This window comes from Microcoleus sp. PH2017_12_PCY_D_A, from assembly GCF_020738565.1.
Taxonomy (GTDB): domain Bacteria; phylum Cyanobacteriota; class Cyanobacteriia; order Cyanobacteriales; family Microcoleaceae; genus Microcoleus.
The window spans coordinates 1-17916 of the sequence record NZ_JAEQCI010000125.1 but is presented as its reverse complement, the minus strand read 5'-3'; the positions used below and the strand labels follow the sequence as shown (position 1 = coordinate 17916).

General features: G+C 43.1%; 16 protein-coding genes. 3 read left to right on the top strand and 13 right to left on the bottom strand.

What is annotated here, in order from left to right; all coding sequences use genetic code 11:
• Nucleotides 1–167: 167 nt before the first annotated feature.
• Nucleotides 168–947 carry a DUF6816 family protein gene (locus JGK39_RS27870; RefSeq protein ID WP_293252829.1) on the top strand — a complete coding sequence of 260 codons (780 nt, stop codon included), beginning with the start codon at nt 168–170 and terminating at the stop codon, nt 945–947.
• 1 nt (nt 948) lies between these two features.
• Here JGK39_RS27870 and JGK39_RS27865 read toward each other — a convergent pair whose 3' ends face one another.
• From JGK39_RS27865 to JGK39_RS27830, 8 genes are all read right to left on the bottom strand, one after another.
• The gene (locus tag JGK39_RS27865; protein ID WP_293252832.1) at nt 949–1668 is read right to left on the bottom strand and encodes a DUF4276 family protein; all 720 of its coding nucleotides are present in this window, start codon (nt 1666–1668) and stop codon (nt 949–951) included.
• Nucleotides 1656–2960, bottom strand: a complete 1305-nt coding sequence (locus JGK39_RS27860) for an AAA family ATPase (RefSeq protein WP_293252835.1) — start codon at nt 2958–2960, stop codon at nt 1656–1658. Before JGK39_RS27860 ends, JGK39_RS27865 begins: the two co-directional genes overlap by 13 nt.
• A gap of 115 nt (nt 2961–3075) precedes the next feature.
• A complete protein-coding gene (gene fabF, locus JGK39_RS27855) occupies nt 3076–4329 on the bottom strand; it encodes a beta-ketoacyl-ACP synthase II (protein WP_293252838.1) in 1254 nt (417 codons plus the stop codon).
• Nucleotides 4330–4426: 97 nt separating this feature from the next.
• The gene (gene acpP, locus JGK39_RS27850; RefSeq protein WP_194068168.1) at nt 4427–4681 is read right to left on the bottom strand and encodes an acyl carrier protein; all 255 of its coding nucleotides are present in this window, start codon (nt 4679–4681) and stop codon (nt 4427–4429) included.
• A 609-nt stretch (nt 4682–5290) separates the two neighbouring features.
• Nucleotides 5291–5656, bottom strand: coding sequence for a VOC family protein (locus JGK39_RS27845; protein ID WP_293252841.1), 366 nt, complete (start codon nt 5654–5656; stop codon nt 5291–5293).
• A 3-nt stretch (nt 5657–5659) separates the two neighbouring features.
• Nucleotides 5660–5806: a hypothetical protein gene (locus tag JGK39_RS27840; protein ID WP_293298209.1), complete on the bottom strand. Its 147-nt coding sequence runs from the start codon at nt 5804–5806 to the stop codon at nt 5660–5662.
• A 27-nt stretch (nt 5807–5833) separates the two neighbouring features.
• A complete protein-coding gene (locus tag JGK39_RS27835) occupies nt 5834–6928 on the bottom strand; it encodes a DUF3239 domain-containing protein (RefSeq protein WP_293298206.1) in 1095 nt (364 codons plus the stop codon).
• A gap of 138 nt (nt 6929–7066) precedes the next feature.
• The gene (locus tag JGK39_RS27830) at nt 7067–8617 is read right to left on the bottom strand and encodes an ATP-binding protein (RefSeq protein ID WP_293252847.1); all 1551 of its coding nucleotides are present in this window, start codon (nt 8615–8617) and stop codon (nt 7067–7069) included.
• A 332-nt stretch (nt 8618–8949) separates the two neighbouring features.
• Between JGK39_RS27830 and JGK39_RS27825 the strand changes: the two genes are divergently transcribed.
• Nucleotides 8950–9855: a CoB--CoM heterodisulfide reductase iron-sulfur subunit B family protein gene (locus tag JGK39_RS27825; protein WP_293298203.1), complete on the top strand. Its 906-nt coding sequence runs from the start codon at nt 8950–8952 to the stop codon at nt 9853–9855.
• A 374-nt stretch (nt 9856–10229) separates the two neighbouring features.
• Here the strand turns inward: JGK39_RS27825 and JGK39_RS27820 are convergent, their stop codons facing one another.
• The 5 genes from JGK39_RS27820 to JGK39_RS27800 form a co-directional block, all read right to left on the bottom strand.
• Nucleotides 10230–11021 carry a M15 family metallopeptidase gene (locus JGK39_RS27820; protein WP_293322519.1) on the bottom strand — a complete coding sequence of 264 codons (792 nt, stop codon included), beginning with the start codon at nt 11019–11021 and terminating at the stop codon, nt 10230–10232.
• A 19-nt stretch (nt 11022–11040) separates the two neighbouring features.
• Complete coding sequence (locus JGK39_RS27815; RefSeq protein WP_293298197.1) at nt 11041–13125, bottom strand: ARC6/PARC6 family protein; 2085 nt, start codon at nt 13123–13125, stop codon at nt 11041–11043.
• An 18-nt stretch (nt 13126–13143) separates the two neighbouring features.
• Nucleotides 13144–15564 carry a hypothetical protein gene (locus JGK39_RS27810; protein ID WP_293298194.1) on the bottom strand — a complete coding sequence of 807 codons (2421 nt, stop codon included), beginning with the start codon at nt 15562–15564 and terminating at the stop codon, nt 13144–13146.
• Between the two features lie 8 nt (nt 15565–15572).
• A complete protein-coding gene (locus tag JGK39_RS27805; RefSeq protein WP_293298192.1) occupies nt 15573–15824 on the bottom strand; it encodes a hypothetical protein in 252 nt (83 codons plus the stop codon).
• A gap of 276 nt (nt 15825–16100) precedes the next feature.
• The gene (locus JGK39_RS27800) at nt 16101–16508 is read right to left on the bottom strand and encodes a hypothetical protein (protein ID WP_293298189.1); all 408 of its coding nucleotides are present in this window, start codon (nt 16506–16508) and stop codon (nt 16101–16103) included.
• A gap of 435 nt (nt 16509–16943) precedes the next feature.
• Between JGK39_RS27800 and JGK39_RS27795 the strand changes: the two genes are divergently transcribed.
• The gene (locus JGK39_RS27795; protein ID WP_293298186.1) at nt 16944–17891 is read left to right on the top strand and encodes an NB-ARC domain-containing protein; all 948 of its coding nucleotides are present in this window, start codon (nt 16944–16946) and stop codon (nt 17889–17891) included.
• Nucleotides 17892–17916: the final 25 nt, after the last annotated feature.

Genomic DNA, 17916 nt, shown 5'->3' with positions numbered 1-17916 from the left:
TCCCAAAGGTTTGTAGTGAGGACTTCAGTCCGCAAAAAGAAAGACTTGTATTCCCCACTCCCAAAGGTTTGTAGTGAGGACTTCAGTCCGCAAAAAGAAGGACTAAAGTCCTCACTACGAACGAATTAGAGAAAAATAGAAAGTTAGCTGTTTGAATGTAATTTGGTATGAAGGTAATTTGGTTTTTTTGTCTGGTTTTGGTGGTGTTGCTGTGGGGTGGCGCTGCGAGGGCGGGAGTTTTGGGCGATCGCATTTCCAGTTTTCCCAATTGGGATAGCAAGCCTCCCATCGCCGTAGCCAAAGGAGATTTAGTGTATCCAGACTGGATGGGCGGCCATTGGAATGTTGCGAGCACCTTGGTGGATTTAGCTGCGCCTTTAGCCCCAAATATTGTCACGCCCGGGTTTGAAAAAAACCGCCAGTATTTGCAGCAGCCCGTATTATTTGCAGTTCGATTTCAACCGGAAAAAAATATTGGCTTAATTTCTAATTTAACATCTAAAAAAGCTCCTAAAATTGTAGCCGATCGCGCTTTTAACGGTTTGAACATCGCCAAAGCCTATTTAGGCGACAGTGGCGTACTTTCCGTAAAAGTCGATCCGAACAATCCCAACCGCCAGATTACCATACTCAAAGGATCTCGCCAACTAATCTCGATTGTCACCAGTCGCGGCACCGAAACGCCGAATACTCGCGAGTTTGTATCTACAGAAATTTCTCAGCAGGTGTTTCGGGGAGAGACTGATATTTATTTAAACGAAGTTGAAACAACCACGGCTTATCGAGTGATTGGAAGCGGAGAAAATGGAGGTTCTGCGAGTAAAAAAATTGAAGCCGATCAGGTGACAGCAATTTATTTGTCGCCGCAAGATCCCGATTATTTTGCTGCTGGGGGGCATCCTGTGGCTTTGTACCGATATCGCTTGGAGTTGTTGCCGGGAGAATAAGCTAAGCAGAACGACAAAAATTATTGAGATAGTTATAAAGTTCGCGAAATAAGGGACATTTTTTCTGGACTTCATTTGGATCGATTTCTATCAAGAGCAAAGGAGTATGATATCCTTTAGAAAAGCGTGCTTTATCGCGATCGACTTCATCTTGAACACTTGACTCAACTAAAGCTTCTGATAGTTTTTCTCGACAGCAATCTTTTTCAGCATCGTATTCACTAAATGATTCGGGATTATTAAAAGAAACTTTTTTTTGTCTACTCAGCCACGAACGCATAGGTTCATGTCTGCCGCGAAAATCAGAATTTTTAGCTATTGAATTATTCCAATCAGCAATAATCCAAGCTTCGATTTCTGGTGCCGCAAACCCAACAAATTTTTCGATGTCAGCACATTCTGGTATTTTTGATATCTCGTCTAATATTTTCTTTTTTTGTTCCTGAGAATCGCGACAATCCAAATCGTCAAAAACTAAAATCAGGTCGCATTTATTTGGTTCTGCTTTTAAGGCGATGGGCAATTCTTGCTTGATTTGTTCGATTAAACTTTGACCTGTTCTTCCATAAGTACCTGCTTTATTAGCTTTAGGGCCGGGTTTTTGACGCACTGGTGTTTTTCGTTCAAATCTACAGCCCGGAAAAGTTTTGTCTAAAAAAGGAAAGAATCCTCTAACCTCAGCTTCACCGCCTCCAGAGTAAACCCACACTACCACGGCCATCCTCCAATAGTTGGATCGCCAACACGATATAAGTCGCCTAATTGCCATCCCTCTTCAAGTTTTTGTTCCAGCATTTCTTTGGAAAGAGATTTGACTGAGAAATGGGTTCTATTTTCTGAATAAAAACAAAGAACATTCTCTAAATGATCGGTAAAGTGATCTAAAAGGTCGGGGCTATGTGTGGTAATAATTATCTGAGTTTTTGTCGCAGCTTGTTTAATCCACTCAGCTAAAATTGGCATCCACGATACGTGCAATCCTAATTCCGGTTCATCAATGACGATCAAAGAAGGAAGAAGTGGAGAATGCAATATAGTTGCCCAACAAAGCATTCTGACAGTTCCATCCGACATTTCATTAAGGTAAAATGCTTCTTTTACGCCTTCAAAATACCATTCTACAGTGAGAGATAGGCGACCAGAACGTAAAGCTCTAAGGCGACGAGTTTTTGGGAATATTGACTTCATTGCCTCGTTAATGCTATCTTCAAAATCGATATCTTTTTGGTTTAAATTATCCAAAACTAACGACAGATTATCTCCCGATGCAGATAGGTAAATATCACTTCCGCCTATTTTAGGCTCTACCGTTCTAATTAAATTTAAATTCATGTTATTGGCATTGTAAAATTGCCATTTTGAAATAAATTCAATTAATTCTCTTCTAATTTTGTAAACCGGTGTGTTTTCTGGGGGCGCTTGACTATTTTCAAGCAGTGTCGGAATTGTCAGCAAACCAAAAGAATTTGTAGGAATGTTATCTAAAGGTTCAAACTGAGTTGACTCTTGACCGGGAGAATTGTAAACAGATAAAACCCCTTGCCCTAATTTTCTTTCATGCAATTTATAGTAATAGAAAGGTTGCCTGCTGGAAGTTTCCTGCAAATCTTCTCCGCCATACAGATATTCTTCAGAAATGGTCGCCCTTACTTTTTGTCTATCTGTATAAAGTTTGAAGTCAAGAATTGCGCTGTCTTTTTGAAGATTACCAGTTTGGTTAATTTGCGAAAAACAGTAAGCAATACTGACTTTTGCTGGATTTTCAACATTGACATCTAAGATTTTATCACCGCCAAATTTAGAAATAGCATCCTCAAAACTACTCACGCCCCGATTTTCGTCTGGAATAGCTATTAGGCAATCTTTTAAAAATTTTAAACAACTGATAAAATTGCTTTTACCTGAACCGTTTGAGCCTATAAATACATTAAGGTTATTTAAATGTACAGATGGCTCTAAGTGGAGATTTTTATAATTATTGGTTGTCAAAAATCGGAGAATTGGTTGATTCATACGATCGCTCCGGTTATACCTCAGAAATTTAGGGCAGGCAAGATGCCTACCCTAGAAAGGTGAAAAATTAATTTTTCACCTTTTAACTCTCGACTCTCGACTTTCAAGTTGTCCGTTACTGCACAAACTTCTTGAATGCCAGTGTCACGTTGTGGCCGCCAAACCCAAAGGAATTCGACAGCGCCACGTCAACTTTTAGATCGCGACTTGTATGGGGAACGTAATCTAAATCGCACTCAGGATCGGGATTTTCTAGATTGATTGTCGGCGGGACTTTATCGTTGGCGATCGCCATTACCGTCGCTACAGCCTCAATTCCCCCAGAACCGCCCAAAAGATGGCCTGTCATGGACTTGGTAGAACTAATTGCTACTTTGTAAGCGCGATCGCCCAAAACCTTCTTAATTGCCTTCGTTTCCGTAGAATCGTTGGGAAGCGTGCTCGTGCCGTGAGCGTTGATATAGCTCACCATATCCGGCGTTAAACCGCCATCTTTGAGCGCTAGAGCGATCGCCCGCGACGCACCCTCACCGCCCGGTACTGGGGATGTCATGTGGTACGCATCGCAGGTTAAACCGTAGCCGACAATTTCTGCGTAAATCCTGGCGCCACGGGCTAGAGCGTGTTCCATTTCTTCTAGGATCATAATGCCAGCACCTTCGCCGACGACAAAACCATCGCGATCGCGATCGAAGGGACGGCAAGCATGAGTCGGGTCATCGTTGCGAGTCGAAAGCGCCCTCGCCGCAGCAAAACCCGCCACGCACAAAGGAGTTACCGCAGCTTCCGTACCGCCGCAAATCATGGCTTGCGCGTAACCGTTCTGAACCATGCGAAACGCATCGCCCACGGCATTTGAACCCGCCGCGCAGGCCGTCACCGTGCAAGAGTTCGGCCCCTTAGCGCCCGTTTGAATCGCCGTCAGGCCTGCCGCCATATTCGCAATCATCATGGGAATCATAAACGGGCTGCACCGATCGGGGCCGCGAGTCAAATAGATCTCTTGTTGGTCTTCCAAAACCTTCAGGCCACCAATGCCGGTGCCAAGAATGACACCCACCTGTTCTGCGTTCAGGTCGTTAATCTCAAACTTGGCATCAGCCAGAGCTTGTTTGCTCGCTGATACCCCAAATTGAGCAAAACGATCCATCCGCTTTGCTTCCTTGCGCTCTAAATAGTCGTGAGGGTCGTAACCCTTTACCTCTCCAGCAATCCGGCAGTCGTGCCGCGACGCATCGAATAAGGTGATCGGGCCGATGCCATTCTTCCCGGCCAGCAACCCGTCCCAATATTCGGACAAGGTATTGCCGATCGGTGTAATCGCGCCGAGACCCGTGATAACAACGCGCTTACGCTCTTTATTTGTCATGATTTCAGTTTCAAAAAATTAAACACCCAGAACGCAGAACAAAAGAGGAGTTGTTAGTTTTTTAACTTTTCTCCTCTTCGGGGAAAAGACAGGTATTTTATGCTTTTGGAGCTGCAAGTTTGCTGCTGATGAAATCTACAGAAGCTTGAACCGTGGTAATTGCTTCGGCTGCTTCGTCGGGAATTTCAATATCAAACTCTTCTTCCAAGGCCATTACCAGCTCTACTGTATCTAGGGAATCTGCTCCTAAATCGTTAGCAAAGTTGGCTTCGGGCTTGACTTCGCTCGGATCGACTTCGAGTTGATCTGCCACAATTTTCTTGACTCTAGCAAAAATGTCGTCTTGACTCATAACATCCTGTCCTCATTGGTTGCTGCGTATCTGATCTTATCCGAAAGGGGGATCTTCACGAAAAAGGCTTGCCGCTTTTCTAACTGACCCTTGGTGTAGGGAGTGGGGCGCGAGCATTGCTGGCAACTTCAGGACTGTTGCGGACTTTTGCGGGCTTGCGATCGCTGCTCTAAGAATCTCCAGAGGTCTAAGCTTGGTACAGTGCGATCGGCAGCGACCATTATCTAGTCAAGGTAGCCGTTAAATCGATGGGTCATTTGGAGCAAATCGAGATTATCAGGAAATTGGGTTTAAAACCCTGTCCTTGTAGGACGGCTTTTTGTTAGCCTATTAATAGGTCGCTGACCTTGGTGACGCAGGCAACAAGTGAAACTCCGTAACACCTAAATATCGATCCATCACTGGTAGCAACTAAATCCAAATGGAAAGAGCAGACTAAAAATTAAATACCGTAGGGCCTACGGAAATTTAAGCTTGGGGATTAGCCTATGAGAGTGCTTGCTGTAAAAAGTATAGTCAGGCTAGCATGAAACTGTAAGACCAAGATCGGCATTGTCGATGGAGGCAAGATTCAGCCCAAGAATCCTCGTACCTTAAGGTCGAGGAGTGTCAATAGAGCTGTGTCAACTCTACTCGATGTCCATCTGGGTCTGCCACGACTGCACGTCGTCCCCAAGCTGAATCCGCAGGAGGTGAAACAATTGAAGCACCGTGCTTTTTGATTTCACAGACAACAGCATCTACAGAAGAGACTTGAAATCCCAGCCGAGTTGCCGTCGTTGCTACTGTTCCAGCAGTGCACGGGTAAATCTCAAAGGTGATACAGCCTACCTCACTAGCAAAATGCTCTAAACCATTGCCATGCTGCTGTTCGATCAAATACAGACCCAGCCTTTGATAGAACGCAGTAGCTTGTTCAATATTACCCGAGCGGATAACAACAAGATTCAGTTGGACTTTACTTATTGCTTTCAAATCCTACAACCATTTGTCGAACGTTTTCTCGCAGCGCTGGCACAAAATATCCCCTTCCTGCACAAATAAAGTAGGTAATTTTAGCGATCGAATCATGCTGGCGATCGCATAATAAGAACAGGACTCAAGCTCAAAACAACATAAAAACATTTATGTAGCATGACTTTGCCAACAGAATCATGGATTGGGTGGAGGATTGTCATGGACGCGAAGGTACTCATCTTGCAGTTCTTGAAAGTAATCCATCAAACATTGTCCTGTTTCGCACCAGTAAAGCTCTTGCTGAAGGATATAATTATTACATCCACAACAAAATGTATATTCGTTATAGAGAAATGGGTTGACTAAGTAGCTACGGATAATTTCCTCTGGCATTTTTGTTGACACTTTACAAAGTGAATGAAAGTAAGTTTCTGGCACTTTATTAAGAGTTCCTTGATAGCGCCGTTCTGGAGGAACAGTAATATGGTCTGTCATTTGACCATCTGGTAGAAGTTGTGTGTGTTCCTCCTTGTGACTAGCGTACAGCGGAAGAAAGACTATATCGTGGCAAAATGCACAACGAACAAAAGGTATTGAATACAGTCCTGGTTTCTTTGTCTGAATATAATTAAGCCCTACTTCAAGTTGCTGCCATTCCCATTCTGGAATACTCTGAAAGACTCTTTCTATATCAGCTTGATTGTCTGTTACACAGTTTACCACTACTGGATGAAAGTCATTCCAGCAGGCTTTTTGACTACTTCCTTCATACAGAGCAACAGTAGCAACTCTTTTACCAACTGGAGGAATACCATTATTCATCCATCGAAGGGGTTGAGGCAAAATCTTGATTACATAGTGGGGTTCTCTACCTGTAGTAAGATCTGTAAATACAGCAACTAAAGGTGGCTTTGACTCAATAATAATACCAGGATTAACACAGCCATGAAAGAAGTGTTCGCGCACATGAGTTACCAGCCATATCAGTTGGTTTATTAGTCGTGAGATACCAAACCAAAAGAAGACATTAAATATAATAAGACCAAACAATGCGGATGGTAAGTTCTTTAAACTTTGACCTTCGCGGACAATTTCAATTACTGCCACTGCAAAAATGCGGTTGATGAAAAAAGCTACTCCAACTACCAAAATGAGTGGAAGTAGAAGCTCCACTGGTTTCTGGGGGAATGAACGCAGCCAATAAAGATAATTGACGCGGAGCATTCCAGGGTTTGATGCCTGTGTACGATCGTCTAAGGTGAAAAAAGAACGGTTGAGATTATCTGACATTGCTTTCGGTACTCGTCTATGTCTTAAATAACTGCGCTTTTTAGGCTGGAGTTTGTACCGACTGATATGGCTGGATGAGAATCTCAGCATTTTATCACAGACTCAAGCGATCGGAAACATAGAGAAAAAAGCGGGACTTCACGCTCGAATGACTGTAATCTCTCGCCCCATTGGGGTAGTCTGAATTTCAGTTTTCAGCCGCTCTTCCAGTTCCAGCGCATTATCTCTGCGATCGAAAATGACCAACCAACCCGAATCTTGTCCCAATCTCGCTAAATATCCATCTAATTGTTCCAATCCTTTACTCAAAGGATCGACTTTCCGATTGCGCCAAACCTTCAGTTCAATTCCCAATGTTACCTCACCATAACGCAGACAGAGATCCATGCGATCGCGTCCGATCGCATATTCCCTCTCTAAGGTTCCCCCACCATTAATCACTCGATGCAGAAACGCCATCAACACTAAATGAGGGGCAATTTCGGGATAGGATGCACTTTTGAGCAACGGTTCGCCATGTTGTAGCCAAAAGGCAAGAAAGGCATCGAGTAAAGCATCAGTGTTTAACTCTCCGCGATCGTTCAGCCAACTGGGGCTGATAATCGGTAAACTATCTTGGGGGCCTTGGGCTAGAACTCTCGGTAGCACTTCTCGATAAATTGGATTGGCAATGACTAAGCCTCCAGCCGGAGATCGTTTGAGCAAGCCTAAGTCTACCAGATATTGGCGATCGTCATTAGAAGATTCTGGTAATTCTCGTCCTGCTAAAATTGGTTCTATAATCGCTTTAACTCGATTTTCTCTGAGTCGTTCTGCCAAACTATCTAAATGCGTATCCTGACGTTGAATTATAATTTCTTTTGCTTTTAAAATATGTTCTGTTGTAATTTCTACGGATTCATCAGTGACTAATTCTTCTACTATTTCTTTCGCTAAAGCATTGACTAACCACGGTTGTCCTTGAGTTAGTTCAAATGCTAAAGCTACTGCTTCTGGAGTAAAAACTTGTCCGGTATCTTGGGTATGTTGGTTGTAGAGTTCTGCGACTTCTTCGGCATTAAAATTGCGGAGAGTTAGGGATCTAACTTTAATATTAAAAGGACTAGAAGTATTGAGCCTGTCACTTCCACCCGCAGCGACTTTATAATCCCGCACATCTCGCAAACCGATTAAACCAACCGATTGAGGGAAAGCAACAGGACGATTGGGATAACCATCGCGCAGTTGGCGTAGGATTGAAATCAAAGCTTGGTCTTGTAATGCGTCAATTTCGTCGATAAAAATCACCAAACGACGAGGCGATGTTTGCGCCCAAAGCTGTAAGGCTGACCTAATTTTTTGTCCCGACTGGATGGCTGTCCAATCTGGAGGTTGAAGTTCAGCAGGAAGACGGAAGGCGATATGATCTCGCCAAGCACCCAGAATGGCATCTTCAGCACCAGCAATATCTTGACTGAAGGGTGCGCCTACTTCCACCGACAGCATCACCGCCGTGTACTGTCCGCTCTCGGTGAGTTGTTTTGCTAAAGCTAGCATGGCGGTGGTTTTACCAACTTGTCGGGGTGCGTGGATGACAAAATAATTTTCCTGACTAATTAGTCGCTCTAGGCTAGGGACACGACGAATGGCAGGCAGCATATAGTGGATGTCAGCGCGGCAGGGGCCAGCGGTATTGAACCAGCGAGGCATATAGTTGAACTGGGGCGAAGAAGGGGTTGCTCTCAGTTTACTGTGTAGTTGTCAGAATCGCGTTAGCTTTGATAGAGAGACGGAAGCAATTTCCAGGTTTTGTCTGAATAGTTGTGATTGTCATACTGAACTATAAATTTGGTTGATTGCCCGATCGTAAATTGCTTTGCCAACAACTTTCAAATCGATCGCACTCGCACAGAACCCAGTTGATATCTATTGCCGTAACCCTAACCCCTGCAACCTATGGATTCTATAGGTTCAGGAAGCATCCCAACGCGCGATCGCCCTCCTTTCTTGTCCCTTACCTTGTCTCCCCAGCAGAAACAATTATGCCATCCCCAAATCTCAAATATGCTTACTTTCCAGGTTGCGTCGCCCAAGGGGCCGCCCGCGAACTTTACCTGTCTACTCAAGCGCTGACTCAAGCCTTGGGCATTGAACTGGTGGAACTCAAAAAAGCTTCTTGCTGCGGTTCTGGCACTTTCAAGGAAGATTCGCAGTTGCTCGAAGATACTGTCAATGCCCGCAATATTGCCTTGGCCGAGCAACTGAATCTGCCTTTGCTGACGCATTGCAGCACTTGTCAAGGCGTAATCGGTCATGTGGACGATCGCCTCAAGGAATCCCAAAAGACCGATCGACCTTACGTAGAAAAAGTCAACGGTTTGCTGGAAAAACAAGGCTGTTCGCCCTACCAAGGAAGTACCGAGGTGAAACATCTGCTGTGGGCGATCGTTGCAGATTACGGTTTGGAGGAAGTGCAGAAGCGAGTCACCCGCAAACTTTCGGGCTTGAAGTGCGCGGCTTTTTACGGCTGCTATCTGCTGCGATCTCAGGATAAGCTGCTTTACGATGACCCGCACCAACCGGAATCGATGGAAAATGTGTTTCGGGCGATCGGGGCAACTCCAATTTATTATCGAGGACGGACGCAATGCTGCGGCTGGCCGCTGGCGAGTTATGCCACAAACCAATCTTTTCAGATGGCCGGCAAACACATTCAAGATGCTCTTGACAACGGTGCTGATTGTATGGTAACGCCTTGTCCGCTTTGTCATTTAAATTTGGATTCGCGGCAGCCGGAGGTCGAAAAAGTAATCGATCGCAAATTGGGTTTGCCGGTGCTGCATCTCCCGCAATTGGTGGCTTTGGCTTTGGGTGTGGAGCCGAAAAAACTGGGACTAGAGAGACATATTGTTTCAACTAAGCCCGTGTTGGAAAAATTAGGGTTTTAAGTCAGCCCGCCAGTCCGACAGGGGTTGAAACCCCTGTCTCATAGCTAAAGTCCTCTGAAAGAGGACTAATGAGTTTAATTTTTTTCTTCTCATGCCAAATCTGGGTTAGCCACCCTTTTTATAATGTCGCAAAAGTGCGTCGCTCAAGAATTTTTGTAATTCGCGAGAATTGTTCGTAGCGACGCACCCTACTCTTGTATCTTGAAAGAAGTAGATTGCGATTTACCGCCCAAGTGGGGGCGGGTTTACAAGATTGTTTGTTTTAGGCAATGATTGTTGGTGAACCCACCCCTACAGATCCCACACGAATGGTGCAAGATATCAGATCGAAGAAACTCTTTTTCCCCTCTCCCCCTTTCCCCTTTCCCCCTCATTTACTGGTTATTTAGATCGCGATTTATCGCTGACTTCGATCGCTTAAAAATGGCTAATGTTTCCGGTTGTCCGACAAAACGCCAATGCCAAGGTTCATAACTAACTCCTTGAGGATTATTTTCAGGAAATGACAATTCAAAGCTAAACTCTTTAGCGCGAAGGTTTAACCATCGAAAAGCATCTGTATTCGCAAACTCATAGGTAATATCTTGTTTGGGAAACTTACCATCTGTTAGATCGATCGCATAACCTGTATGATGTTCGCTGTAACCGGAGGGTGCGCTCAATTTAGCAGCAGCTTCAGGGGAACCAAGTTTCTGAATTTGAGCTGTGAATAGTTTTTCTTGGTCAACAATACTGCGAAACCCCGATACAGGGACAATCCATATCCCTTCGTCACGCGCTGCATAGATGAGCTTCATCAGCGCCAATGCTGCTTCAGGAGCGAGTTTCTCAAATCTTTGATACTCTCGCTGAGCGTAGCTACCAACAATTGTCATTTTTCCAGAATCTCCTTCGGGATAAGGAAAATGCCCAAACTTTGGTTCGCTTGCTGTCGATCGATCGAACTCTTGGGGCGGTACAACTTGGGTAGCAGCAGTTGAATCTGCGGTAGATGGGGTAGTTTTTAACGGTTGGGCGATCGTTGGAGAAGGTGTTGGAGATAGTTTTGCTGAATGGCGACTAATAAGCTGCATTGCAGCATAACCATTGAGTATAATTCCTGCCGCAATCAGGATTATAGGTATAGCAAAACGCAATTGAAGTAATAACTTCTTAAAAAACTTCATAATTCAGTCCGATCGTAAATTACTCCCCATCGGCATTTTGAGGTTTGAGTTCAGCTATTTTCCAAGTACCATTTTTCTGTTGTAATATAACCCGGTAGTTCTTTTGATTTGTTTGTGGAGACGGAGGCTTACCCAATTCATAGTAGGTGAGTTCTTCATATATGTGGACATCAATTTGTACCAACTCGCCATCGACGGAAAATTTTTCAAGAGATTTAGCCTGTCGTAATCCATATTGATAATAAGCATTGTTTCGTTGCAGATAATTAACAGAACCGCCTTCTGGACTACTGATCCTATCTTCATAAGCTTTACCTGTAAGAAGACTGTCCGCAAGTTGGCGATCGAAGGGAGGAGCAAAAATTCTTGCCTTCGCTTGCAGATATGTATTAATCAGATTTACCGCTTCTGTCTGAGTAATGGTATTTTGTCCGACAGTTACTACGTTGGTGACAGTCAGTTGAGGAGGTTTATTCAGAGCGTTAACGGTGATATTAATAGTCTTGCTCTCAGGTTTTTTGCCGCCGTCGTTAACCGTAATGTTTAGGGAGTCGTTGCCGCTGAAGTCTTTATTGCCTCGGTATATGACAGCAGCAGCATCAGCTAAGGTAGCATTAATTTGGGCAATAGTTCCTTTGAACGTAACTGTTTTAGTTTTATTGCCGCTAATGTTACTAGCTGTTAATCCTTGAACTACATTAGCTGGAACAGTTAGAATGCCGTTGGTAACATTCATCGTTACCGTAAGATTTTGAGTATCTGGATCGCTGATGCTAATGCCACCGATCGTTAAGTTGGTATTTTCCTTAGTTGTTGTGCGATCGGGAACAGTGACAACAGGAGGAGCATTGAGTGGGGTGACAGTAATGTTCAAACTCTTTTTATCCGTCTTGTTTTTGAGAGCATCAGGCGGCCATACCAAGCTTTTCTTTGGGATTCCCGCGGTAGTTTTACCGCCATCATTTGCAGTCACAGTCAGGGAGTCGTTACCGCTGAAGTCTTGATTACCTAGGTAAGTAACGGCAGCAGTGTTAGCTAGAGTGGTTTTGATTTGGCTAACAGTTCCTTTCAGAGTAACTGTTTTAGTTTGGTTGCCAATAATATCATTAGCTGTCAATCCCTGAGCTACATCGGTTTTAACGGTGAGTATGCCATTGGTTACACCCAGAGTCATAGTAATATTTTGACTGTCTGAGTCGCTGATGCTGATGCCACTTATAATTAGATTGGCATTTTCTTTAACGATTTTGTTGTTGGGAACCGTGAGGACAGGATCTTGATTTTCAGCAATGACATTGATGATTTGAGCGATCGCTTTGCTAGTGCCGTTCTCGCCACCGTCATTTAACTGAAACTGCACCGTGCGAGAGCCAACATTAGGGCTATTTGAGATATTTTTATAAAGAATGCTGCGCATCAAAGCCTGGGCAGCTTCAGGTGTGGATTTATCGTTAAAAGTGACTGTCAGCGGTGCAGTGCCGTCGCCTCCTTGGAAGTTACCGATCGCAATGCCCCCGTAAGTGATATTGTTGCCATCAACACCAATTTCACCGGGGTTTTTGCCTCGATCGCGAATTGAAAGGCGATCGTCAGGAGTGCCATTAGCGGTAAAGCTAACTGTTAGTTGTCCCGTGTTGAAGTTGGGGGAGTCCATATCGCTGACATTGACACCGGGAAGCACTAATATCCCAGTGTTATCCGGTGATGGCGATAGTGGATTGCCCGGAGAAGAGAGAGTTTGCGGAGCATCGATGGTGATAGGTACAGAATTGCTTATATTAATAGCTATAAACCCTGCAAAGATTAGTACAGCACCGCTACCTAATCCTATTAACCAACCTCTATCTACCAGTTTAATTCCACTATTTAATAGTTCAGATACAGTTTTTAAGTCGCTTTTTGAATCGCTGCGATCCCAACGAAGCAGCAAAAAATTGACAGCATCAGTGTCTATTTTTCGCTGGTTTAATGTTTCAGGTAATAAACCTCGAATAATGGTTTGATAGAGTTTGCGATCGCTTCCTTTCCTCAGTGTTACGAGCCAAGGTACAAATAAACTGATGTAGGGATTCAACCATTGAGAACTACTTCTTTTTTTCAGCATATCTAAGACTCCTGTTTTTTATTGAACGTATATTTGCTCTTCTAAAGCCTTAACAAAAGAAACTAAGGCTTGGATTGCAATCTCCTGTGCTGCTGGTTTGCGATCGGCTTTTGCCCAGCCATCCATTGCTATTTCTACAGGAGTTCGCGGACGTTGTGTTAAGTTGTTCCAAATTTGATAGTACCTGCCGTTTACTTTAATTTCTCGATCGCCTTGCTTCAGACTAGCCCGCTGTTCGAGGTGCATTTCGGTTAGTGTTTGAACAATTTTGTCACATTCTTTATCGTCGAGATTGGCGACTAAATCCTGCAAATGAGATGCAACTTTATCAAAATATCTACCTGTTAGATTGCAACTTGCGAATACAACAGCTTCACGTACAGCAGGATGCTCCTCTTGTTTGATGATTGCAATTAAGCGTTGAAATGCTGTTTCTGGAGTGAGCATACCTTGTGCTTCATCGTACTGAATTAATCCATAGGTTAGCGCTACAGTCTTCAGTAACGCATCAGCCTCAGAAATCTTTCTTTTATTGATGAAACTAGGTCGATTTCCTACTTCTTTGTACCACTCATCCAGCATTGTCTTAACTTGATTGCGATTTTCTGGCCAAGCATAAGCATGGGCTAAGCTTCTGGCGATCGCGTGGTTTAAACTGAAAGGTAATTTTTCAAATAACAAGTCTCCGTGTCTCTGTGTGATTTTTTTGAGCATTTCACGTATTCGGAGTTCTTTGAAACGCAGTGGTAAAGCCCAAAAAAGAGTATGGTAGCCAAAAAATAAATGAACTAACCGCAGTTTACTCTCTGATAATTCTTCCAGCCATCGATCGAATTCTTCTAATAGCGTGTCATTACCATCATCAGAATTCCAAATTGCGTCACCAACTGCTACTGCTACAGTGGCTCCAATATAATCTTGTGGTTCTAACTCTTCGCTTTTGATGTAATATTCTTTTTCCTCAGTTTCCTCACTTTCTTTGGTAATTTTGAAGAAGTCAAAAATACTCCTTTTGATCCAGGCAGATATCCCCATCCATTTCTCCGGAGGCTTTTGTTTTTTTTCTGTTTCTCCCTTTCGATTGTTTGGGGCATCACTCTCTTTAGTTACTCTTGGATAATTATTTTCATTGTTTTCTGCTTGCCGCTCTTTATCCAGAGTTATGTCATAGAATTTTTGCACTATTCTAAATAGTTTTGGAGCGTGTCGATCGTCGCGGCTATACCATCCAGCGATCGCACTTGCAGCGACATTTCGTACTTGCATATCTTCGTTCATAGCTAGTCGCAGCAAACAACCTTCTACAGAACTGAACGCACTCGTTGAAACTAAGCCAATATCGCTGAGTGTTTTGCTAATTGCACGGCGCAGTTTCTCGCGTCGTGTTGAATTGCCGTATAATTCCCATTTAGCTCGATCGTAGTAATTTTCTTGTACCGACTCCTCAACAAGCTTTACCAATACATCCAACCCACTGATAATTTGCCTGCGGTGGCTTTCCCACGCTACTTGAAGCAGCATCTGACGATTATCCAGAGAAATCAGTTTAATAGAACGAATGTCAATTTTATATTCTTTAGTTCTGACAACTTTAAAATTACGAAGATTGGTTTCATATAAATCATCTCGATCGAGCTGAAAATAATCATTTTGGAGCTGGTCTAAATCGCAGTAATCGATCGCCTGTAAATCCGGATCTCGTCTTTGCCAAACTTCCTCAACTACTCGCTCAAGAGCTGCAAAAAGTTGGTCTTCAAAACAACCGTTAAAGAAGCTCAAACCTAATGCAAGCAGTTGCTCGCGAGGGTTAAGAACTTTATAGTAAAGTTTTCTGATAAACTGTTCGTCATTTTTGGAAATTTCAATCAGCTCCTGAATTTTTATTTGGTCTGACTCGGCTTTTTTATTGTTTTCTATAAGTTGATTTTCCTCAGAACTTTTTTCTACTTCTTTCCTGAAAAGTTGTATAAATCTAAAAATGTTGTTAGTCGTCTTCAATTGTTGAGCTATTGATTCTATTGACATCCGATTCAGGCGCGAATGCTTTAATAATTCCTTGGATAGGTTTTCATTGAGTTGCTCATTTAGTTGTTTAAGCAAAAATTGGTCTGTGTAAATATCTTCTATCTTCATTTCAGGAAAAACTTTTCGGGCTTCCGAACCCAAATTCCAACAAGAGAAGCTGACATCGGTACTAACTAAAACATAATGATTGTTGAGTTGAGCGGTTTTACAAATTTGAGACCAATTAATAAGTGTGATATTTTTAGGTGCGACATCTTTTAAAACAAAAATCGTGGGAGATTTTGTGTTTTTTAGTGCTGCATCAATATCAATCAATTGCTGGGGATATCTGCGGTTCCACAGCTTAACAGTTAAATTAACTATCTGAGAGTTAGTAGTTAATCTTCCTCGATCGCTTGCAAGTTCAAAAGCCAATTGTAAAGCTAGCTCGTGTTTATCAACACAACACCCAAAATGCCACCTAACAGCAGCAACCTCTGTTCTAAAATTCTACTAAATTGCCTAAAGAGGTCAGGTTGAATCTCCGTGGTTTCTTTAAACCGCGACTTTAATTCTTCAAGGGTTATTTCACTAAATTCCAGTTCGCCATAATGATTGTGTACCTGTGAATTAGGACCAAAAGCAGAGCCATAAACTGAGTTATGAAATGAATTATGAAAATTGTTATTATTCATGGCTGATTTCTCCAGAAAATTGCAATCAGATTAGTCTCTCTTTTTCAGCATTCACGCATAAATTCTATTTGTAGGGTGCGCAATGCGCACCTTACTATTGTGTTGAATGTTGTCAAGCACCTTACTATTGTGTTGAATGTTGTCAAGCTGTTTTTACTGCAATCAGATTAGTCTCTCTTTTTCAGCATTCACGCATAAATCCTATTTGTAGGGTGCGCATTGCGCACCTTACTATTGTGTAGAGCGTTGTCAAGCTGTTCTTGCATAATTCCTACATCAGTTGTTTGTAATTGTGGAATTAGGTCCAAAAGTTGAACGATCAACTTTGTCATTAAAGGTGTTAATGTACTGATCTCCATTTTTAGAGTCCCTAGGAATTACCCCTTCTGACTTAAGCTGCTCCACAAATTCTCTCAGCTTCTTATCGAAATCAGCATCCTTTGTCATTTGTTTCTCGATTGTTGTTTTCAATTCTGATTGATTCTCTTCGGTTGGCTTTGCTTCTACGTCTATCAGTATGCCTTCCCTGCGAATTTCACTTAACTTATCGCGGACAACAGTTATCATTTGATTGATTTTCTTGTAAGCGCTTTCCCCTAATTTTTCTCCGCCTTTTTCTAAAGCTTTATTAGCAATCACACTTACGATCGGACTGGCTATAGCTATCGCTGTTACGGGTTCCATGATTTACTCCTTGAAGATGACTGTAGTCGATCGAAATACCAACCGTTAGATAGTAGATTCACCCATGCAGACATACTAAAAGCTGCAAACCTCTTGTTTCGCTTAGCTTTCAAGTTCAGTACACTTACTCGAAATCACTTAAGTGACTCACATAGATAATTTGTAACATCTAGTTGGGCGGCTTTGTCAAGAGATTTCGGAAAAAATTTTGATTTTTAGCACACAAAAGTGTGCAAACAGTGGCGAACCGAAAGTCTAATCCATAACAGACAAGGGTTCCAGACTGTCGGTCGAGATTTGCCCCTTCCCCGTATTGTCTCCTTGAAGCTGTCATCGATCCAACAGTTGACGCTTTAACAGCAACTTAACTTCACAGCACCCCTCACGGGCATGAGCTAAAATAGTCTCAGATTGTTTCAGTGCGAGCATTTGACTGTGATTCCCCAAGATTTCCTCGAACACTTAGCCGCTGAACGGGGCTTGTCTAAAAGCGAACTCAAGGCTTTATCTCTGGCTGTCAACGGCCAACAAATCCCCGCGATCGCAATTTCCCTCAACACTAGCGAAGATGCTATCCGCAAGCGACTCAGCGAGATTTACCACAAATTTCAGATTCCAGGCCGCGGCCCGGTGAAGATGGCTCAACTGCAACAGCTACTCCTCGCCCGCTACCAAGAACATATTTCTCATACAAATGTGGAAAATCCGGCAGGGGCGATCGCCCGATCGCGTCAGGATTGGGGCGATGCGCCCGATACTTCCGCGTTTTACGGTCGCACCAAAGAACTGGAAACCCTACAACAGTGGATTATTCACGATACCAGCCGCTTGGTGGCACTATTCGGCATGGGAGGAATTGGCAAAACTGCTTTGGCAGTCAAATTTTCTCACCAGAATGAGAAAATCTTTCAATTTTTGATTTGGCGCAGTCTGCGAAATGCCCCACCTCTAGAGAATCTTCTCTCCGATTGGTTCGCATCCTTATTCGACTTACAGGAAACTGATTTACCGAAAAACACAGATGCAAAAATCTCAAAACTAATTGAACTTTTGCACGAATACCGCTGCCTTTTGGTACTTGACGATACAGAAACAATTGTGCGCGGAGGCGATATATTAGGGCGTTACAACCAGGGATATGAAGAATATGGAGTATTGTTTAGAAAAATAGGCGAAGCACAGCATCAAAGCTGTTTATTGCTGATTTCCCAAGAAAAATTGAGAGAAATTTCCCTACTAGAAAATTTATCTCCTGTAATTCATTCGCTGCCACTAGAGGGCTTAAATCCCGAAGCTGCAAGGGAAATTTTGGGTAGTGCCCTGAAGGAAAGGATCGAGAGAATAAAACTCACGTCAAAGAAAAGTAGGCATTTAGAGTTGTAAATTAGCATTGTAATGATGCACAAAC